The sequence below is a fragment of the Paenibacillus sp. JNUCC 35 genome, assembly GCF_058269095.1.
Window position 1 is genome coordinate 18,189 of record NZ_CM177771.1, and the last position, 20,892, is coordinate 39,080.

Annotated in this window: 21 protein-coding genes; 19 read left to right on the plus strand and 2 right to left on the minus strand. The window is 54.6% G+C overall.

Translation table 11 applies throughout. The features are described from left to right. The first annotated feature begins 10 nt into the window (after positions 1-10). From ssb to AC2TF6_RS00200, 16 genes are all read left to right on the plus strand, one after another. Positions 11-493 carry a single-stranded DNA-binding protein gene (gene ssb / locus AC2TF6_RS00125; protein WP_009673468.1) on the plus strand — a complete coding sequence of 161 codons (483 nt, stop codon included), beginning with the start codon at positions 11-13 and terminating at the stop codon, positions 491-493. A gap of 19 nt (positions 494-512) precedes the next feature. Beyond that, on the plus strand, positions 513-821 hold the full coding sequence (rpsR, locus tag AC2TF6_RS00130; protein WP_082211313.1) for a 30S ribosomal protein S18: 309 nt from the start codon (positions 513-515) through the stop codon (positions 819-821). A 342-nt stretch (positions 822-1,163) separates the two neighbouring features. Next, entirely contained in the window at positions 1,164-1,517 is a 354-nt protein-coding gene (locus tag AC2TF6_RS00135) for a cupin domain-containing protein (RefSeq protein ID WP_491309454.1), read from the plus strand. A gap of 111 nt (positions 1,518-1,628) precedes the next feature. Continuing rightward, positions 1,629-1,940, plus strand: coding sequence for a MazG-like family protein (locus AC2TF6_RS00140; protein WP_491309455.1), 312 nt, complete (start codon positions 1,629-1,631; stop codon positions 1,938-1,940). Then, entirely contained in the window at positions 1,937-2,869 is a 933-nt protein-coding gene (locus tag AC2TF6_RS00145) for a DUF2232 domain-containing protein (RefSeq protein ID WP_491309456.1), read from the plus strand. Before AC2TF6_RS00140 ends, AC2TF6_RS00145 begins: the two co-directional genes overlap by 4 nt. A 17-nt stretch (positions 2,870-2,886) precedes the next feature. Next, complete coding sequence (locus AC2TF6_RS00150) at positions 2,887-4,854, plus strand: DHH family phosphoesterase (protein ID WP_491309457.1); 1,968 nt, start codon at positions 2,887-2,889, stop codon at positions 4,852-4,854. Continuing rightward, the gene (gene rplI, locus AC2TF6_RS00155) at positions 4,851-5,294 is read left to right on the plus strand and encodes a 50S ribosomal protein L9 (protein ID WP_009673400.1); all 444 of its coding nucleotides are present in this window, start codon (positions 4,851-4,853) and stop codon (positions 5,292-5,294) included. The genes AC2TF6_RS00150 and rplI overlap by 4 nt, the downstream gene beginning before the upstream one ends. 65 nt (positions 5,295-5,359) lie before the next feature. Next, positions 5,360-6,715 (plus strand): replicative DNA helicase, encoded by a 1,356-nt coding sequence (dnaB, locus tag AC2TF6_RS00160; RefSeq protein ID WP_491309458.1) that lies wholly within the window; start codon positions 5,360-5,362, stop codon positions 6,713-6,715. Between the two features lie 149 nt (positions 6,716-6,864). Further along, positions 6,865-8,151, plus strand: coding sequence for an adenylosuccinate synthase (locus AC2TF6_RS00165; RefSeq protein ID WP_491309459.1), 1,287 nt, complete (start codon positions 6,865-6,867; stop codon positions 8,149-8,151). 291 nt (positions 8,152-8,442) lie between these two features. After that, on the plus strand, positions 8,443-9,168 hold the full coding sequence (locus tag AC2TF6_RS00170; RefSeq protein WP_491309460.1) for a hypothetical protein: 726 nt from the start codon (positions 8,443-8,445) through the stop codon (positions 9,166-9,168). 207 nt (positions 9,169-9,375) lie between these two features. After that, positions 9,376-10,890, plus strand: coding sequence for a peptidoglycan DD-metalloendopeptidase family protein (locus AC2TF6_RS00175; protein ID WP_491309461.1), 1,515 nt, complete (start codon positions 9,376-9,378; stop codon positions 10,888-10,890). A 147-nt stretch (positions 10,891-11,037) separates the two neighbouring features. Continuing rightward, on the plus strand, positions 11,038-11,772 hold the full coding sequence (yycF, locus tag AC2TF6_RS00180; protein ID WP_369997513.1) for a response regulator YycF: 735 nt from the start codon (positions 11,038-11,040) through the stop codon (positions 11,770-11,772). A 1-nt stretch (position 11,773) separates the two neighbouring features. Further along, positions 11,774-13,606 (plus strand): cell wall metabolism sensor histidine kinase WalK, encoded by a 1,833-nt coding sequence (gene walK / locus AC2TF6_RS00185; protein ID WP_491309462.1) that lies wholly within the window; start codon positions 11,774-11,776, stop codon positions 13,604-13,606. After that, positions 13,603-14,889 (plus strand): YycH family regulatory protein, encoded by a 1,287-nt coding sequence (locus AC2TF6_RS00190; RefSeq protein ID WP_491309463.1) that lies wholly within the window; start codon positions 13,603-13,605, stop codon positions 14,887-14,889. The genes walK and AC2TF6_RS00190 overlap by 4 nt, the downstream gene beginning before the upstream one ends. Positions 14,890-14,984: 95 nt before the next feature. Next, complete coding sequence (gene yycI, locus AC2TF6_RS00195) at positions 14,985-15,749, plus strand: two-component system regulatory protein YycI (protein WP_491309464.1); 765 nt, start codon at positions 14,985-14,987, stop codon at positions 15,747-15,749. A gap of 45 nt (positions 15,750-15,794) precedes the next feature. Then, on the plus strand, positions 15,795-16,601 hold the full coding sequence (locus AC2TF6_RS00200) for an MBL fold metallo-hydrolase (RefSeq protein WP_491309465.1): 807 nt from the start codon (positions 15,795-15,797) through the stop codon (positions 16,599-16,601). Here AC2TF6_RS00200 and AC2TF6_RS00205 read toward each other — a convergent pair. Next, positions 16,570-16,782: a hypothetical protein gene (locus AC2TF6_RS00205; protein ID WP_103995373.1), complete on the minus strand. Its 213-nt coding sequence runs from the start codon at positions 16,780-16,782 to the stop codon at positions 16,570-16,572. The genes AC2TF6_RS00200 and AC2TF6_RS00205 overlap by 32 nt on opposite strands. Before the next feature lie 174 nt (positions 16,783-16,956). Between AC2TF6_RS00205 and AC2TF6_RS00210 the strand changes: the two genes are divergently transcribed. Both AC2TF6_RS00210 and AC2TF6_RS00215 read left to right on the plus strand, forming a co-directional pair. Then, positions 16,957-18,195, plus strand: a complete 1,239-nt coding sequence (locus tag AC2TF6_RS00210) for a S1C family serine protease (RefSeq protein WP_491309466.1) — start codon at positions 16,957-16,959, stop codon at positions 18,193-18,195. 19 nt (positions 18,196-18,214) lie between these two features. Continuing rightward, entirely contained in the window at positions 18,215-18,382 is a 168-nt protein-coding gene (locus AC2TF6_RS00215; protein ID WP_009673401.1) for a CxxH/CxxC protein, read from the plus strand. Between the two features lie 107 nt (positions 18,383-18,489). Here the strand turns inward: AC2TF6_RS00215 and AC2TF6_RS00220 are convergent, their stop codons facing one another. Next, positions 18,490-20,022 carry a gluconokinase gene (locus AC2TF6_RS00220; protein ID WP_491311725.1) on the minus strand — a complete coding sequence of 511 codons (1,533 nt, stop codon included), beginning with the start codon at positions 20,020-20,022 and terminating at the stop codon, positions 18,490-18,492. Positions 20,023-20,402: 380 nt separating this feature from the next. On the opposite strand from AC2TF6_RS00220, the gene rlmH reads away from it, so the two are divergent. Continuing rightward, positions 20,403-20,882, plus strand: coding sequence for a 23S rRNA (pseudouridine(1915)-N(3))-methyltransferase RlmH (gene rlmH / locus AC2TF6_RS00225; RefSeq protein ID WP_491309467.1), 480 nt, complete (start codon positions 20,403-20,405; stop codon positions 20,880-20,882). Positions 20,883-20,892 lie beyond the last annotated feature (10 nt).

Sequence of the window (20,892 nt, forward strand, 5' to 3'; positions counted from 1 at the left end):
GGGATGAACGTTGTTAAACCGTGTAATTCTTATCGGCAGACTGACAAGAGATCCTGAGCTGCGTTACACACCTGCGGGTGTGGCCGTAACCCAATTTACACTGGCGGTGGATCGGCCGTTCGTAAGTTCGCAATCGAAGGAACGGGAAGCCGATTTCATACCTGTCGTAACTTGGAGACAGCTTGCGGAAACTTGCGCCAACTATCTTCGCAAAGGCCGTTTGGCGGCTGTGGAAGGACGCATGCAGGTACGCTCTTACGACAATAACGAGGGACGTAAAGTTTACGTAACCGAAGTCATTGCCGATAATGTGCGCTTCCTGGAATCTGCTAATTCCGCTAACCGTGAAGAGGGTTCTTACTCCGGCGGTTCAGGCGGTGGATATGGCGGCGGCGGAAGCGGCAGCGGCCGAAATACGCGGGATCAACAGCAGGATCCTTTCCTCGACGACGGGAAACCGATCGACATATCCGATGATGATTTGCCATTCTAAGTAGAAAGGACTGACTCAAATGAGCGAACAACAAACAAGCAGCCGTCCGCAACGTTCGGAAGGCGGTGATCGTCCGGAGCGTTCGGAGCGTAAATTCACTCCACGCCGCGGTAAAGGCGGTAAGCGCCGTAAAGTTTGCTACTTTACAGCAAACAAGATCACTCATATCGATTACAAAGATATCGAGACCCTTAAGAAATTTATCTCCGAAAGAGGTAAAATCTTGCCTCGTCGTGTAACAGGTACTTCCGCGAAGTATCAGCGTATGCTGACAACAGCAATCAAGCGCTCGCGCACAATTGCTTTGCTTCCATACACTACGGAGTAGTTTGTATAGAGAAGAAGACAGCCGGTTCTGCCGGTTGTCTTTTTTTTATCGGTAAAAAAGGCAAACAGAGCTGGAAGCAGCGGCAGCAACAAGAATTATTCAACAAAAAAAGGATAGAACGTAGGAAGCCGGAGAGAAATTTCCGGTTTTTTTTGTGTTCCGGAGGGGAACAGGTCTGTGGATAACCACTGAAGTTAGACAGTCCACAAGAACTTTTATAGAATGGAGATAGGAGTTGGGGACATGTGGAAAACACGGTGACTAAATCCGGACGGAAAGTTATGCACATGTGGATAGAAAGCGAACGAGAGTTATCTACAAAACCGGGGAGTGTCGGATGATTTGAAAATCAGCAAACAAAACGCCGAGCATTACGTATGGGGAGACAGATGCGACGGCTGGTATCTCCACAAAGGGGACGAGACGATTATTCACGAACGAATGCCTCCGGGAACGAGCGAGGAGAGACATTTGCATGAGCGCGCGGCGCAGTTCTTTTTCATTTTAACGGGGCAGGTTGTGATGGAGATGGACGGCGAATGGCATGAGCTGGGGCCTCAAGATGGGCTTCGGATCGCACCGGGAACCCCGCACTGTATTCATAACCGTTCGCATGATGCGGCGGAGTTTCTAGTTATCTCCAAACCGGGTACTAAAGGAGACCGAATCCCCCAGGTAGAACTCAAACCTGACTGAAATTTAACGTACCCGGAGCCCGTAAAGCGCCAAGTTCAGGAAACACAGCTCAAGCTGTTTTGTGGTATAATCGTGTATAAAGCTTGTAAGGGATAAGGGGAGGAGCGGGCGTTGTCCAATCGGGAAAGAGAGGTTGATCTCGCGAAGCGGGTCAAGGTCATTGAATGGCTCAAAACCGAGGTTGTCGATCAGGTAGCGCATCTGTTGAAAGGGATATGGGAAGGCAATCAAGCTAAAATTATAGATGGCCTTGCCAGTCTGATTTCCAGCGTATATATACTTGGCCGCCGGCTTAGGGTCTCTTTTCGAAGTTTAGATGAAGTAATCATGGATAAAATGAAAAAGCATAGAGAAGAAGGTCACCAGCTCGAGGATTGGTATGGAGATATCTCGGCACTGGAAGATCATCTTCGTAAGAGGTGAACGCGTTGACAAAGAAAAATTTGCAGTTCATCGGATGGGGTCTGCTGTATATACTCTTTCTGTTATCTTTTATGACGTCCTATTTGGTGATTACGGCCAGTTTCCTGATGATTCCGGTCTTGATTCTGTTCGTGAAGCTGGACGCCAAACGATTTACAGCTTTCTATCTGGGAATTCTCCTGGTTGTGAATTTATTGCTCGGGTGGACGGGATTCGTCGTCTTGGCCATTTCACTATTCCTGCTGCCGCCGGTCATCGTAATCGGCACGCTTTATAAGAAGAAGGCGCCCGCACATCTGGTCATCACGTACGGTACGCTTACTTTTCTGGCCGAAATGCTGCTTACGCTCGTGATCGGGTTCCTGTTCAAATTGAATTTCATTAAGAAATTCAAAACGGTCATGCTGGATTACTTAAACAACATGCAGCCTGCCGTAAAGGGAATGCTGCCGACCCAGGGCGACATGCAGTGGTATGTGGATGTGCTCGTACAAATCATTCCGCTGGATATGATTCTGTTCTCGCTCTACTTTATCGGAGTTACTCATCTGATCGGACGCCGTCTGCTTAATCCCATGGGAGAGGACATCCCCGGCATGCCGCCTGTGAGAGAGTGGAAACTTCCGAAAGCGTTCGTCTGGATTTACCTCATCGCGTTCGCGGCGGATATGCTGTTCGTATCGGCGACCAATTCGCTGATGTCGGCTTTGCTTATCAATCTGCTGCCGCTGCTTATGTTCGCGTTCGCCATCCAAGCAATTTCGTTTCTTGCGTTCGTGGCCCATTATAAAGGTTGGGGTAAACTGCTGCCGGTGGCCGGCACGATTCTTCTGATCGTGTTTATGCCGTTTTTGCTTGTGCTCTACAGTTTACTCGGCGTGTTCGATGTGGCTTTTCCGTTGCGGGAAAGGCTCTTCAAATCTAGATAAGGGTCAGGGGAGAGTAAATGCCGAAATTCTTGTCGAAACGATGGCATGGACAACATATGGTATGGACGTTTGCGCTGCTCGGCGCTTTAACGATCGTACTGTTTCTGTATGAATGGGTATTGGGTGTCGCTGCTCTGCTCGCCTCGGGACTTGTGATTTACTTCTCGTGGAAGGCGGAGAGCGCTTTTCGTCACGATTTGAATGCTTATCTGGGCACCATCACGCACCGGGTCAAGAAATCCGCCGGTGACGTGATATCGGAGCTGCCGATCGGCATGATTCTATATAATGAAGAAAAAGAAATCGAATGGCACAATCCGTTCGTCGCCAAGCTCGCCAAAAAGGACTCCGTGATCGGGGATTCTCTGGAGGACGTGCTTCCAAGTTGGAAGCCGGGCAAGGAGAAGGAAAAAGAAGAGACGCATGAAGTCGAGCAGAACGGCCAGGTGTACAAAATATGGCACCGTCCCGAAGAACGTCTTCTGTATATCCGCGATGTGACGGATTACATCCGGCTCGTTCAGAAGCATGACGAGGAAAAAATCGCGATCGGCATCGTTCTGATGGATAACCTGGATGAAGTCACCCAGGGAATGGACGATCAGACGCGGAGCATCATGCTCGCCCGGGTAACCGGTGAAATCACGGAATGGGCTCACCGGTACGGAGTGTATCTGCGCAGGACCTCGTCCGACCGTTTTCTGATTCTGATGAATCAGAAGGCGTTGCGCGAGCTGGAGCAGAACCGCTTCGATATCCTCGATGAAGTGCGCGATCTCACGATGGAATACAAGCTGCCGCTAACGGTCAGCGTGGGGATCGCCTCCGGCATCGAGGAGCTTGAGGAGCTCGGCCGGGTCGCTCAGACGAGCCTGGACATGTCTCTGGGCCGCGGAGGCGACCAGGTGACCGTTAAGGCGGGCCAGCGCATCTCGTTCTATGGCGGGCGCACCAACGCCGTAGAGAAGCGCACACGCGTGCGTGCCCGCGTGATCTCGCATGCGCTGAGAGATCTGATCAAGGAAAGCGACAAGGTCATCATCATGGGACACCGCTTTCCGGATATGGACTCCATCGGCGCGGCGATCGGCCTGCTGAAGGCCGTGCAGATCAGCAACAAGGAAGGCTACATTGTGCTGGAAGGCATCAATCCTTCGATCGAGAAGCTGATGGCGATGATCGAAGAGGACGAGAAGCTGAACCGGTGGTTCATCACACCGGCGCAGGCGATGCAGATCACGACGCAGCGCACGCTGGCCGTCGTGCTGGATACTCACCGGGCTTCGATGGTCGCCGAGCCGAAGCTGTTTAACCTGACACACCGTGTCATGGTCGTGGATCATCACCGACGCAGCGAAGAATTTTTCCACGACGCCGTGCTCGTGTACATGGAGCCGTACGCATCTTCGACCTGTGAGCTGGTAACGGAGCTGCTCCAGTACTTCAACGAGAAGATGTCGCTGGACGCGCTGGAGGCCACCGTGCTGCTTGCCGGGATCGTGGTCGACACGAAGCAGTTCAGTCTCCGTACGGGCTCCCGTACGTTCGAAGCGGCTTCTTTCCTGAGACGGAACGGAGCGGACCCGACTCTCATTCAGAAGATGCTGAAGGAAGATCTTCAAGCCTATATCGAGAAAGCCGAGATTATGAGGTATACGGAAATGATGTATGATCATATTGCTCTGGCGGTCGGCGAACAGAATCACAAATATTCTCAGTTGATGATTGCCCAGGTGGCTGATACCTTATTAAATATGACCGGCGTTTTCGCCTCCTTCGTCATCTGTGAACGGCCGGACGGTTTAACCGGCATCAGCGCGCGCTCGCTTGGCGCGATGAACGTTCAAATCGTGATGGAACGGATGGGCGGCGGCGGCCACCTGACGAACGCAGCGACCCAGCTTGAGCTGACTCCGCAGGAAGCGGCGGCGAAGCTGAAACAAATATTGCAAGAGATAGAGGAAGAGGAGGGGCTTTTCGAATGAAAGTCGTATTTCTGAAGGACGTTAAAGGGCAAGGCAAAAAAGGGGAAATTAAAGAGGTATCCGAGGGCTACGCAACGAATTTCCTGATCCCCCGCGGATTGGCCGCAGCAGGAACGAACGGGGCGGTTAAGCAGGTTGACCAGCAGAAGAAAGCCGAACAGAAGCGTAAAGATCAGGAGAAAGAAGACGCGGAAGTTCTGGCAGGCAAGCTGAACGAAACAACGGTGACCATCAAGACGAAAGCCGGCGAAGGCGGTCGTTTGTTCGGAGCCATTACAAGCAAGCAGATTGCAGAGCAGTTGGAGAAAGCCGGCTATAAGATCGATAAGCGTAAAATTTTGCTGAACGATCCTATCCGCTCCCTGGGCGTAACGAAAGTGCCCGTTAAGCTGCATACGGAAGTAACGGCTACGATCAGCGTGCAAGTATCGGAAGAATAGACGGTGTTATTATTCCTTCTAAGTTTGGACAGGATAGAAACTAACAATAGAACAGGTGAAGGTTCATGAACGAAGAAATGTTCATGGGACGTGTTCTGCCGCAAAATATAGAAGCCGAACAGGCCGTTCTTGGCGCCATCCTGCTGGACAGCGACTCGCTGATCACGGCGATGGAGCGGATGAATCCGGACGATTTCTACCGTCCGGCCCATCAGCACATCTTCGAAGCGATGATCGAGCTGGCGGAGGAAGACGAGCCGGTCGATCTTGTGACGCTGACCGCCCGGCTGCAGAACAAGCAGCAGCTGGAGGAAATCGGCGGCGTCGCCTATTTGTCGGAGCTGGCCAATGCCGTTCCGACGGCAGCGAATATCGACTACTACGGGCAAATCGTAGAAGAGAAATCGCTGCTCCGTAGGCTCATCCGGACCGCCTCGGAGATCGTATCGGACGGCTACGCGAGCGCCGACGATGTGGGTATGATGCTCAACGATGCGGAAGCCCGCATTCTCGAAATTTCGCAGCGCCGGGCTTCCAACGGCTTCATCTCCATCCGGGACGTTCTGATGGAGGTCTTCGAGCGGGTGGAGTTTCTTTATTCCCATAAAGGCGGCTCCACCGGGATTCCGTCGGGCTTCAACGATCTCGACAAAATGACGTCAGGCTTCCAGCGCTCCGACTTAATCATCGTGGCGGCCCGTCCTTCCGTAGGTAAGACGGCATTTGCCCTTAACATCGCACAGAATGTCGGCGTCAGGGCGAAGGAAACCGTCGCGATCTTCTCGCTCGAGATGGGCGCCGCTCAGCTTGTGCAGCGGATGATCTGCGCGGAAGCCAACGTCGACGCCACCCGGCTCAGATCCGGCTTCCTCGAAGGCGACGACTGGGAGAAACTGACGATGGCGATCGGTTCGCTTTCCGAAGCGGACATCTACATCGACGATTCACCTTCCGTCACGGTAGCGGACATCCGGGCGAAGTGTCGCCGTCTCAAGCAGGAGAAGGGGCTCGGCATGATCCTGATCGACTACCTGCAGCTTATCCAGGGCAGGGGCAAGGGAGACAACCGTCAGCAGGAGGTCTCCGAGATCTCCCGTACGCTCAAACAGATCGCGCGTGAGCTGAACGTGCCGGTCATCGCGCTCTCCCAGCTCAGCCGGGGTGTGGAGCAGCGTCAGGACAAGCGTCCGATGATGTCCGACCTTCGGGAATCCGGATCGATCGAGCAGGATGCCGACATCGTGGCGTTCCTGTACCGGGACGATTACTACGACAAGGAATCCGAGAAAAAGAACATCATCGAGATCATTATCGCCAAGCAGCGTAACGGCCCGGTCGGCACGGTAGAACTGGCGTTTCTCAAAAACTTTAATAAATTCGTCAACATGGATCGCGCTCATCAGGAGATGCAGACAGGTTGACTGAAATATCCGAACAATCATACTAGAGATAGTATGATTGTTCGCGTTTTGTTGACTTTGCTTCATGCGGTCTGCTACACTAAAGTGGTGTGTAAAAGAAGTAAGCAAAATGAGTGGCGATGCAATTCGCCTAACGGAGGTAATACAGAATGTCAACAGTGGTTGTAGTCGGAACCCAATGGGGAGACGAAGGGAAAGGGAAAATCACGGACTATTTGGCGGAGTCCGCGGAAGTGGTCGCCCGCTACCAAGGCGGCAACAATGCCGGCCACACCATTCTGATCGGAGGCAAGAAGTACAAGCTGACGATGATACCGTCCGGTATTTTCAATCACGATAAAATGTGTGTCATCGGAAACGGCATGGTCATCAACCCGGCTGCTCTGGTAGACGAACTTCAATATATTCGCGATAACGGATTCTCGGTAGACAACTTGAAAATCAGCGACCGCGCCCATGTGATTATGCCTTATCATCTGCTTCTGGACGAGCTGGAAGAAGACCGCAAAGGCGCTAACAAAATCGGCACGACCCGCAAAGGCATCGGCCCTTGCTACATGGATAAAGCGGCGCGCAACGGCATCCGTATCGCGGACCTGATGGACGCGGAAGAGTTCGAGCGCAAACTCCGCCATATCGTCGAAGACAAGAACACGCTGCTGAAGCAGGTGTACGGACGCGACGGTCTGGATGCGGACTCGATTCTGAAAGAATACCTCGGTTACGCCGAGCAGATCCGCATGTTCGTAACGGACACGTCCGTGGTCCTGAACGATGCGATTGACGCCGGCAAGCGCGTGCTGTTCGAAGGCGCGCAGGGCGTTATGCTCGACATCGACCAAGGCACCTACCCGTTCGTGACGTCGTCCAATCCGACGGCCGGCGGCGTATGTATCGGTTCCGGCGTAGGCCCGACGAAGATCAACCAGATCATCGGCGTAGCGAAAGCCTACACGACCCGTGTCGGCGACGGTCCTTTCCCGACGGAGCTAAGCGATGCCATCGGCGACCAAATCCGCGAAACGGGCCACGAATACGGCACCGTTACCGGACGTCCTCGCCGCGTCGGCTGGTTCGACAGCGTCGTGGTCCGTCACGCCCGCCGCGTGAGCGGCATCACCGGCCTGTCCCTGAACTCCATCGACGTGCTGACAGGCCTGGAGACCGTTAAGATTTGCACGGGCTACAAGTACAAAGGCGAGATCATCGAGCACTATCCGGCGAGCCTTAACATGCTTTCCGAGTGCGAAGCGGTATACGAAGAGCTTCCGGGCTGGAGCGAAGACGTCTCCAACGCGAAATCGCTCAGCGACCTGCCGGAAAATGCGCGTCATTACCTGGAACGCGTTTCCCAGCTGACCGGAATTCCGCTGGCCATCTTCTCCGTTGGCCGCAACCGTGAGCAGACGAACCTGGTCCGCCCGGTTTACGCTTAATCTGTTCTTCCAAGATCATATTGAGAGGACGATTTCTTAATCATCGTCCCTAAGACCTCACGCAACCGGACTTGCTTCCGGCCGCGCGGGGTCTTTTTTATTGTCCGGAAGGAAGGAATGACAGAGGCCGGGTGACCACATTCATGCGACGCTGCGCCGCGCTTGGAGCTGCGCGCTGGAGGTTCTAAGGTTTTTTTGGGGAATAGCGGGTTGATCCGGGTCTAAACCGTCAATACTGGGCTTATAGAGAAACCAGAATAAACGAGAAGTTTCAAGGCGGTGGATGAACGAATGAAATGGTTGGGACGGTTAGGCAGGTGGACGGCCGGTGCGGTTGTGATGTCTTTTTTGTCCATTTTTACGACGTATGTGATTGTGACTACGATGGTAGATGAAGTACTCAAGCAGTTTCAACTGCCGCCGATAGGGAACAAGCTTTCCTTTTCTCAGATTACGGGGAAGCTGGGCGAGCAGTTCGGTATAGGCGCGATAGGCAAGGGAGGCTCGGTTAACGATCGGGTGGAGCGCATAGCGGCCTCCTCGTCGAAGCCCAGTCCGAGTCCGAGTCCGACCCCGTCCACACCCCCCGGAGGAGCGGAAAAGCCCGTGACGGGCAGTCTGGACGGCTCTGGGACGTCGTCACCGTCCTCTTCCCCGGTACAGGGAGGCGTCTCTTCGCCGGAGCCGAGCGGAATGCCGGATGCCGTCGCCGTAATGGGCGAGTTGAAGGAGGGGAAGGCAAGCCCCGATCTGAAGGATGCGCAGAAGCGGGACGTGGTCATGTCGACGGATGACTTTTCCAAGAAGAAGGACGCTCTGTCGAGCGGCGACAAGCAGAAAATCTTCTCCATTCTCGTCGCGAAGCTGCCTGCGGAAGAAGTTCAGAAGCTTTCCGCGATGGTGGAAGACGGCATTACAGCCGAGGAGCTGAAGGAAGTGGACAGCAAGCTGAAAAAATACCTGAACCCGGCCGAATATGAACAGCTTTCGGGCATTTTGAAAAAATATGGGAGCTGATTAAGCTCTTTTGAAGCCCTTTCAATCCTGATTTTTGAGCTTCTTCCAAACCGTTCCTAATAGTGGCAGCCCCCTGTTTTCTTGAAACCGCAAGAGAAGGTGTGGTAAATTATTAAAGAAGTTTTATGCGCTGGTAGAGTTGGAGATGATCGGCTGGGCCTATCATTCTCTTGCCACGTAAAGAAACAAACGGATAAGGAGAAGGATATGAAAGGTTTTAAAGCAGTAGATTGGGCCAGGAAGTTGTGGAATCAAAGCCGGGCTCAGTGGCATAGCTTGACCGGGAATAAAGCGGAACCTTCCACCGAACTTGCGGCTGATCCGGCAGGGCGGGGAAAAGGGTTCTTCCTATATAGCGTCAGTTCCATAGCAATAATCGGATTTTTAACCGTTAGCGGTCAGCAGTATGTCAAAGCGAATCTCGCGGACATTTACCCGGTCAAAGTCGGTCAGGAGACACTCGGTTATATCAGTTCGAAGGAAATTTTGCAGGAGTACAAACAAGAACGTGAAGTAAAGCTGGAAAAGCAGTATCCGGATGTACATATGGCATTACCCGACATCGAAGAACCCAAACCGGAGAAAGCTTTCATGAAGAAAACGGACGATCAGCAGGTGCTCGCGCTGCTTGACGAGAAGCTGAAACCTGTCGCATCCGGTGTAGAACTGGTTATCGAAGGCAAAACGTATGCGATCGTCAAAGATCAGGCCACGGCCGACCGTGTGCTGGCGGAGATCAAGAAGCCTTTCGAGCAGAAGGAAAAAGAAAGCAAGGTCGCCGTTCTGTCGACGGACGGCAGTCCGTCTGCGGCTCCGACCACGGTCGAGAAGGTGGAATTCGTCCAGCAGGTCAAAACGGAGGAAGCCGTCGATATCCAGCCTCAGGATGTGATGAAGCCCGAGGAGCTGATCGCCAAGATCAAGACGGGCGGCGTACAGCCGACGAAGTATACGGTGGTAGCCGGAGATTGTGTGGGCTGCATCGCCCAGAAGCTGAACATCCCGAAGCAGGTGATTTACGACAAGAATCCCTGGATTCATGACGATATGATCCGCGAAGGCGATGTGCTCGATCTTACGGTCATCCAGCCGGCTCTGTCCGTGAAGACGGTCGAGAAGATGGTGGAGAACGAGGAAGTCCACTTCGAAACCGAAGTCGAAACGGATCCGACGATGAAAGAAGGCATTGTGGAGACAATCTCTCCGGGCAAGAACGGATTGAAACAGGTCACGTATGAGCTGACGAAGATCAACGGCCAACTGACGGACGAGAAAATCGTCGGAGAAGACATCGTTGAACAGCCGGTAACGGAGAAAGTAAGAAAAGGCACCAAGGTTATAAAAGGGGAAGGCACAGGGACATTCGCATGGCCGGTTCTTTCTCAATCCATCACCTCTACGTTCGGAACACGTTGGGGCAAGATGCACAAAGGCATCGACATTGTAGGCAATCACACGATCATGGCGGCGGACAACGGGAAAGTGGTGTCGGCCGGTTATAAATCGGATTACGGCAATTATGTTCTTATCGATCATATGAACGGGTACGAAACGATGTATGCTCACATGAGCAAGGTAGAAACCACTGCCGGCACCATCGTGGAAAAAGGAGAGCAGATCGGTATCATGGGGAGCACGGGCGACTCGACCGGTGTTCATCTTCACTTCGAGATCCACAAAGGCGGCAGCCTGGAAAATCCGCTGAAATATTTGAACCGGTAAATCGCGATGCGAATCGCCTATCATAGACGCAAGTTTTTTAAGAGAGATGTGGCCTCCCGGGCGGGGGGCTATGTCTCTTTTTGCGTACAGGTATGTTACAATAAAAGGGTATGGTTTTCTAGGTGAAGGACAGGTGATGAGAGAGACATGTTCGGCACAAATGGCAAAATACTCGTGGTCGACGACGAACAACCGATTGCAGATATATTGAAGTTTAATTTGGAAAAAGAGGGCTACCAGGTCGTCTGCGCTTATGACGGCGGAGCGGCGGTAGAGCTGGCTTTTTCGGAGCGGCCGGATCTTATTCTCCTCGATCTGATGCTGCCGGTCAAAGACGGGATGGACGTGTGCCGAGAAATTCGCGCCAGGCTGAATACGCCTATTATCATGTTAACGGCCAAGGACACGGAGCTGGATAAAGTGCTCGGTCTGGAGATGGGGGCGGACGACTATGTGACGAAGCCTTTCGGCAACCGGGAGCTGCTTGCCCGCGTCAAAGCACATTTGCGCCGCCAAAGCAAAACCACGCCGCTCGGACAAGCGGACCCGGAACCGGAGGAAGCCAACGGAATCCGGCTTCACGGGCTCTTTATCGACAGTGACATGTATGTCGTCTACCGGGACGGAGAACCGCTGGATTTGACCCACAGGGAGTTCGAGCTGATCCACTATATGGCGAAGCACCCCGGCAAGGTGATGACGCGCGAGCATCTGCTCCAGGCCGTATGGGGCTATGACTATTACGGCGATGTCCGGACGGTGGACGTCACGATCCGGCGTCTGCGCGAGAAGCTGGAGGCCGATCCGAGCAAACCGGAGTATATCGTGACCCGGAGAGGGCTCGGTTACATGATGCGGGGAACGAAAAACGGAGGCTTCTGAGATGAAGGTGATCCGGTTTTTCCAATCCATTCAGGCGAAGCTGATTATTATTTACGTTCTTCTGATCCTGATCGCGATGCAGCTGATCGCGGCTTATTTCTATCAGACGCTCGACAGCCATTATAAGAATGAATTCCGCGATTCCATTAACAGCCAGGCTACGCTGATTGCGGGGCTGGTGGAAAGCCAGTATTTGAACGAGCCGAGAAACAGCGATACGAAGAACTTGTCGGAAGAGCTGACCTACTTCGTTAACAGCCTGTTCGCGCCGGGAAATACGGAAATACAGATTATCGACGCCGGCGGGGTTGTGCTCAGCACGTCGCTGGAAGCCAATAAACAGATTGTGAATCAGAAAACGACGAAGACGGAAGTGACCCGTGCCCTTCAGGGAATCCGGGATAACGACCGCATGTTCACGGACGTGGACAATACGCGCAAGTTCGCGACGGCCAAGCCGATCGGCAGCGGCGTCCGGGTGCTGGGCGCGGTGTACATCGTCTCCTCGATGGAGGATCTGTACAAAACGATGTCCAGTATCAACCGGATTCTTATTGTGGCGACGCTGATCGCCCTTGCGTTCACGGCCGGGCTGGGCGTCATTCTGTCCGGTACGATCACGAAACCGATCAAGGAAATTACCCAGCAGGCGACGGCCGCCGCCGAGGGGAATTTCGACCAGAGCGTAAAAGTCTACGGCAAAGACGAGATCAGCCAGCTCGGCCATACGTTCAACTTCATGATGAACCGGCTCAAGGAAGCCATCTTCATCAATGAGGAAGAGAAGGAGAAGCTGGCCTCGATTCTGACGAATATGAACGACGGGGTGGTCGCCACCGACGAAGCGGGGCAGATCATCCTTATGAACCGCCGGGCGATGCAGATCCTCCAGGTGAAGGAGGAGCACTCCGCACAGCGGCACATTTCGGAGCTGCTCGGCCTCACCCGCGAGGAAATCGACCAGTACGTGCACGGCGAGCGCAACACGACGCTGATCGATGTGCCTCTGCCGGATGACGAGGACGTGCAGACCGTGCGTGTGACGTTCACGACGATTCACCGCAGAGGCGACGGCGTAACCGGAGCGATTGCGGTGCTCCAGGACGTCACGGAGCAGGAGAAGCTCGAGCAGTCGCGCCGGGAGTTCGTCGCGAACGTGTCTCACGAGCTGCGGACGCCGCTGACGACGATCAAGAGCTACCTCGAGGCGCTGGAGGACGGCGCGATGGAAGACAAGCAGCTTGCTCCGCGCTTCCTGAGCGTGACGCGCAACGAGACCGAGCGGATGATCCGGCTCGTGACGGATCTGCTCCACTTGTCGCGCCTGGATTCGAAGCAGGCGCTGCTCACGAAGGAGCAGACCGATATTGCCGACATGCTGGAGGAGGTAGCGGACCGCTTCTCCTTCCAGCTGCGGCAGAAGAGCATCCGGATCCGCATCGTGGCGGAGCCGGGAATCCGTCCGGTGGCGCTGGATCGCGACAAGATCGACCAGGTGCTGGACAACCTGGTCTCCAACGCGATCAAATATACGCCGGACGAGGGGGCCATCACCATCTATGCCCGGATGGCGGAGGGGGATCAGCTCGAAATCTCGGTGCAGGATACGGGCATCGGGATTCCGAAGAAGGATCAGCCGCGCATTTTCGACCGGTTCTACCGGGTCGATAAGGCGCGTTCCCGCAACATGGGCGGCACCGGCCTCGGGCTCTCGATTGCCCGGGAAATAGTAAAAGCCCATGGCGGCGCCATGTCTCTGGAGTCCGACCCGGGGTCCGGCACGAAAGTCACCTTTATGCTGCCGGTCCTGCCGGAGGAGGAGGATGCGTCATGATAGAGAAGCTGAAGTCGGTCACGCTGACCGTACTGATTCTGCTGAGTCTGCTGCTCAGCTATCTGCTGGCGTACAGCACACCGAACTACGAACCGCTGCCTCCTTCCGAATATATTTCCAGCGAACTGGAAGGGACGAAAGCCAAGCTGGAAGATCTGCTGTTCCCGGATCAGATTGTGCTGCATTTCGGCAATCAGCAGCATACGGTCCTTTATCCGGATTCCACATCATATTCCACCATTTTCCAAAGTGTTAAACAGCGCAAAATGGAACGTTTCCGCAAAGTCACTATGAACCAGGAGCGGACGAACTGGGACGAAATCCGCGAGAAGCAGGAAGGCGTCGAGGTTCGCTTCCGGGACGGTCTTCCGCTGAGCGTGCTGCAGAATACGTTCCAGATCAAGGGGGATATCCCGGACGACACGGAGCTGATTACCCGGATCTGGATTTTCGCGAGCAGCGATAAAAAATCCGCCGAGACGTACCTGTTCACGGATTCCGCGAACACGGCTTTTGAAGTGCTCGGAGCCGATTTTACGGCGAAGGATGTAGAGAACTTTACGGCGATTGCCGGAACCAACCCTCCTTATGCGGCGGCATCCGGCGGAGAGTATTATTTGCCGGTCAATCCGATACCGGCGGTTTCCTATGACTTGGGCTATAAGGAATTTCCGACGGAGCAGCTGAAAAGCAGCCTTTTCGCAGATCCTTCCTTAACGAGAAACCTCAAAGATCGGGACGGCTCGCAGATCTATACGGACGCGAAGCGGGGGCTGCAGATCAACCAGGAAAAGAAGTGGATGAAATATACCGACCCGCTTGCGGTAACGGACAGCAAGAACAGCATCAAGGAAAACATCGATGCGGGGGTGCAGTTTATTAACCAGCACGGCGGCTGGAACGGGACTTATACGATCAGCAAGCCGCAGCAGCAGCACGCTTTTTCGAATCAGATGTTTGTGTTCCGGCAGGTGTACGATGCGTTCCCGATTCTGACCGAACAGAAGGAAGGATACGGGGCCATTCATATTACCCTGCAAAAAGGAGTCGTCTCCAACTATGAGCGCTCCGTCGTTTATTCCGATTTGAAAATCATCAATCAGCAGAAAAGCGAGCTGATCGGCGGTGAAGCGCTGAACGCGAAGATTACGAATCATCCGAAGCGCTACAATATCGTGAACGTGTTCCCGGCTTACCGGCCGACGCTGGGCGTCAAAACCGTCAATCTGTCCCCCGTGTGGGCGATCGAATTTAAAGACGGGACTTACGAGTTTTTCCGCTGAGTTTACAAGGAGCTTTTAGGAGCTCAAGAATCAAATCAAGCAGATGAGGCGTTTACGCGAGTATCTACTATTTTTACGGGAAGGAGGCTGCGCAGTTGAACTGGGGAAGAGCCAAAACCATTCTGATTCTTTCGTTTTTCTTTCTGAATGTGGTGCTGGGGTATCTCGTATGGACGGGAAAAGCGAAGCAGACCGAGCTGGCGACGGATATGACGGGCGTGCTGGAGGAAACGAACAAGCTTTTGAAGGGAAAAAGCATTCAGCTCAGCCACGAGCTGCCCAAGGAAGCACCGAAGCTCAAGGAAATCACGTTTAAGTTCGTGGAGTCTTACCAGCCTAACGTCACACTCAAGCTTCAGTACCCGTTCAAAATCGCCAGCCTCCTGAACCGGATTTCTCCGAAGGACGATTTGCCGAAAACCGATATTCCCAAACTGGACGCGTACAAGCACGACCCGATACTCAGCAAGAAAGGGATGTACGTGCTGAACCAGATGTATAACGATTATCCGATGTTCGATGTTCAATTAAAGCTCTATGAAACCGATGCACAAATTACCAGTTACCGGCAGGCGTATGTTGAAGTAGAATCAGGTGGAGAGGACAAGGAGCAGAAGGTGATTCCGGCTTATATTGCGGTGCGCAGTCTGGTTGAGAAGTTTCTGCTCGACGGTTCGGTAATTACGGATGTAAGGCTCGGTTACCATGGGCAATTGTTTGATTCCCAGACGCAATATATGGTGCCGAACTGGCGTGTCACGATTAATAACGGCGATATTTATTATGTGCATGCTTTTAACGGGGCGGTCGAAATGCAGTCGGCCTCGGCGGAAGGTGCAGCTGCGGATACTAAAAAGTAATCCGGTCTTTCGGGACGGGATTTTACGATAGAGGAGTTAACGCTTATGGGTTTACGATTTACGGTGCTCTCCAGCGGATCGACGGGCAATGCGACCGTCATCTGCGACGGGGAAACGAAGCTGCTGGTAGACGCGGGACTCAGCGCCCGGAGAGTCGAACAGCTCATGAAGGATCGGGAGGTCAGCGGGGATCAGATCGATGCGATTCTGGTGACCCACGAGCATTCCGACCATATCAAGGGCCTCGGGCCCATTGCGCGGAAATATGATCTTCCCGTCTATGCCAACACCAAGACGTGGGAAGCGCTTGATAAACATATCGGGGCGATAGCGGAACCGAACCGCCGGATTATGGAGACGGGTACGGAAGAGTACTTCGGGAACATCCGGGTCGAGTCTTACGGCATTTCCCATGATGCTGCGGAGCCGGTCGGCTACTGCTTTCACTGCGGAGGCCAAAAGCTCGCCATGGCGACGGACCTGGGCTACATGAGCACCAAGGTCAAGGATGTCATCGGGGACTCGGACGCCATTATTCTGGAGGCGAATCACGACATCGAGATGCTGCGGATGGGGCGTTACCCGTGGAACATCAAACGCCGGATTCTGAGCGACCTCGGCCACTTGTCCAACGAAGCGGCCGGAGAAGCGCTGCTGGATATTATGACGGCCCGTACGAGAGCCGTGTACATGGCGCATTTGAGCCAAAATCATAACCTGATGGATTTAGCCAGGCTTACCCTGAATAGTGTATTAGAAGACCGGGGCGTCTCCCTCAAGGAGCGCAATATCCGGCTGATGGACACGTATTTTGACCGTCCTACGAAATGGGAGGAGCTGGGTACGGACTGAAGCTGCTGTCGAGCTTGTCCATCCGGTTTTGAAGCTCCTGCGTGGTCAGTACGCCTTTATCGATCAGAACATCGATGAGAGCGGTAAGAATGAGCGAATTGCGGTAATGGTCTTCCTTGAGATCGGCAAGCTTGCCGATGAGCTGGACTTCATCCAAGTGGGTGCGGATACGGTTATTCATGGAGGGTAGCTCCTTTACGGATTAGTGGGCTGTCCTTGGTCTAGCATTCTTATAAAATCATTTACTATTATTGTAGGCGGTTTGGTCCGGAAACATTCCTGATTTCTCCGTATTTTCCCGAAATGAAGTACAACATTTACAATAATCCGCCGATAGAGCGAGAGGTGTGATCGCGTGAGTTTGTTCGATGACGATTTCTATTCTACGAGGCAGCGCAAGGATCGGCGGAAGCAAGAGGAGGGAGGCTGGTCGAAGGGAAAGCCTTTCGCCTCGGGGAACCGGCCGTTAGCGGGCCTGAGAGGGCTTCCAGACCTGCGCAGCCGCACGGTGTGGCTGGCTGGGGGAGCGGGAGCCGCTGTCATGCTGGTCGTCGTCCTGCTCGTGCAGGCGCTGGCCGGGACCGGCAGCGCGAAGCCGGCTGCCATGTCCGCCAAGCAGATGGAGGACTCCTACAACAACGCTGTCGTTCAGGCCGCGGAGCGGGTGAAGCTGGCCATCGTCAGCATCGTCAATCTGCAGCCGAACGACAAGAACGAACTCAAACAGACGGGCATCGGGTCCGGCATCGTGTTCGAGAAGAACGGCTCGAAGGTAAGAATCGTCACGAACTACCATGTGGTGGATGGCGGCAAGCAGTTCGAGGTATACACGGCATCCGGCGAGAAGAAAAAAGCCGAGCTGCTCGGCAAAGACCAGATCACGGATCTGGCCGTGCTGGAGACGGACGCGTCGAACTTGACATCCATTGCGGAATTCGGCGATTCCGCCAGCCTGAAGGCCGGGGAAACCGTCATTGCGCTGGGCAATCCGCTGGGACTCGGCTTCTCGCCTACCGTCACCAAGGGCATCGTCTCGTCGCCCAAAAGATCCATCCCGATCTCGTTCGCCATGGACGGCCAGTACGATTGGGAGATGGAGCTGATCCAGACGGACGCCTCCATTAACCAAGGCAACAGCGGCGGCGCGCTCGTTAACCTGGTCGGCCAGGTTGTCGGCATTAACTCGCTGAAAATCTCCGACATGGGCGTGGAGGGCTTGGGCTTCGCTATCCCGATCAAGGATGCCGAGCCCGTGATCCGGTCGCTGATCGACAATCACAAAGTCATCCGCCCGCTGATGGGCGTGTCGACCCAGGAGCTGCAGCTTTTCCAAGGGACGGAGGAGCTTAAACTGCCTGCCGACGTGAAAAGCGGCCTGATCGTCATCGAAGCCTCGGGACCGGCCAAGAGCGCGGGCCTCAAAAGCGAGGACGTGATCGTGGCGATCAACGGGAAGAAGATCGAGACGACCGTCCAGCTCCGCAAATTTTTGTATAAGGAAAGCAAGATAGGGGATAAAATTGAAGTTGCGTATTACCGCGAAGGAAAGAAGCAGAAGACCGAGCTGACGCTTGCCGAAGCGGGAGAGAATTAAGGGAAGAAGGGGCCGAGCAATGTATTCCGTCTGTAAAGAGCACCTGGAGCTGGCCATTGACGTATTCGTGGACGAATACGAGGACGCACCGGACATCGTGGATTTGGGCAAAGTGAAGTTCGCCGAGTGGGAGCCTCCCGCTCATTGCGAGCACTGCAAGGAAAAGCCGGAGTATCTGGTCGTTTGACGATATGAAAAGAGGCCTCTGCACAAGGTTCGCTGAGAAGCGAGCTTGGTGCAGAGGCCTTTTTGGTTTGGAGAGATGCGGATGAATGGAAGAAGAAAAACTCTCGCTTAATTCGATTGTTTGGTCGTGCGGCGCTGATATTCCGCGATAATCGAGAACTCCTGCTCCAGCTTGCGGTAGACGCGGTCATAGAGATAGTAGAGCTCGATGTACGTAGGCGAAATCTCGATGTTCGGCTCCTGGCGCTCGGTAATCGGGATGAGCTTGTTCACGTCCTCCAGACGTTCCAGCGCGCCTACGGCGTACATAGCGAGCACGACGGCGCCGAAGCTGGAGCTTTCGTGGCTCTTCGGAATGTGCACCGGGTAGCCGAACATGTCGGACATGATCTGGCGCCATTCCGGGGAACGGGCGAAGCCGCCGGACGCCCGGATTTCCGTCGCCGGACCGGCCAGGTCGCGCAGAGCGATGCCGATGCCGTAGACGGCGAAGAGAATGCCTTCGAGCACGGCGCGGATAAAATGCGGCCGCTTGTGGTGCAGGCCGATGCCGAAGAAGCTGCCGCGCGCGTCCGCGTTCCAGTACGGCGCTCTTTCGCCGGATAGGAACGGCAGGAAGAGCAGGCCTTCGGAACCCGGTGCGACTTCCTTGGCCGCCGCGATCATGACGTCGTACGGGTCGCGGCCCGTGCGGCGCGCTTCCTCGACCTCCGGCCAAGAGAACTCGTCGCGGAACCAGCGGAGCATAAGGCCGCCGTTGCTTGTGGCCCCGCCGATGACCCAGTGATTCTCCGTGAGCGCGTAGCAGAACGTGCGCTCCTTGGAATCGGTAAGCGGCTTGGGCACGACGGTACGGACGGCGCCGCTTGTCCCGATCGTGAGCGCGACAACGCCGGGCTCGACCGCACCGACGCCGAGGTTGGCAAGCGCTCCGTCGGCCGCGCCGACGACGAAAGCCACCTCGGGATCGAGGCCGAGCAGGTCGGCGAATTCTTGGTTCATGCCGCGCATAATGTGGGTGGTCGGAACCAGCTCGCTGAGCTGATCCTCACGGATACCGGCGATGCGCAGAGCGTCCGGGTCCCAGCTCAAGGTGTTCAGGTTGAAGAGGCAGGTGCCGCCTGCGACCGAATGATCGACCACGTAACGGCCGAAAAATTTGTAGAGGACATATTCTTTGATGGATATGTATTTAACGGCTTTCCCGAAAATATCCGGACGTTCTTCCTTCAGCCACATGATCTTCGGAAGCGGGGTCATCGGGTGAATCGGGATGCCGGTTTTATGATAAAGCATGCTGCTCAGATTCTCGTCTTTCAGACGCTTTACTTGGGCCACACTGCGGTTATCCGCCCAAATGATGCTGTTCATCAGGGGACGTCCGTCGGCGTCCATCGGAATGACGCTGTGCATCGCCGTACTGAAGCCGATCGCTTCAAGCTGCTTGCCGTCGATGCCTGCGCGCTGAATCGCTTCCTTAATGGATTGAAGCACGGCTTCGAACATCAGGTCCGAGTCCTGCTCCGCCCAGGAAGGCTGCGGTACGGCCAGCGGATATCCGGCTTCGCCGGCCCCGAGGAGGGTTCCTTTTTCGTTAGTGATGATGGTCTTGGTGCTCGTCGTTCCAATGTCAATTCCCATGAAATAGGTCAATTCTAGTTCACCTCTGCGTCGGTATGGTCGATCTCCTTGCCTCAATGGTCAGCATCTTTATCTTCATTATAAGGCTTATCGGGCAGACTTTCGAAAATGCAGCTCTTTTTATCTGTTTGGTGGCTGCAAACCGCACTCCAAGAGGGTTTTTCCACGGCAGGAGCCCTGCTGGAAATTACCCCCTACTGGCATCATACCTGCTTGGGGGGAAACGTCAAGTGTGTTTTTTTCGGATCGGGCGGCGTGAAAATACGGGAATTGGCCGGACGGGTGTTTTTCGGGATGGAACCGGTTGGATTCGGGTGGGATTTGGGGTACAGTAAGGGAAGATTAAGCCTATGACCGGTAAAAAAAGGAGCGACTTCGCTATGCACATCACGATTGCCTCTGTCGGCAAACTGAAAGAGAAATACCTCGTCAACGGGATTGACGAGTACGTTAAGCGCCTTGGCCCGTATGCCAAGGTGCAGCTTGTGGAGGTGCCGGATGAGAAGGCACCGGAGAGCATGAGCCCTGCGGAGGAGCAGCAGGTGCGGGCGAAAGAGGGCGAGCGGCTGATGGCCAAGCTCGCCCCGGACGCTTACGTCGTGGCGCTGGCCATCGACGGTGAGATGTGGACGAGCGAGCAGCTGGCCGGCTCGCTCGATCGGTTGGCCACCTATGGGCGCAGCCAGGTGGCCTTCGTCATCGGCGGCTCGCTCGGGCTGTCGAGCGAGGTGCTGCGCCGCGCCGACGCGAAGCTGTCGTTCGGGCGCATGACCTTGCCGCATCAGTTGATGCGGCTGGTGCTGGTGGAGCAGGTTTATCGGGCGTTTAAGATAAACCGGGGGGAACCGTATCACAAGTAAACACAAAGTC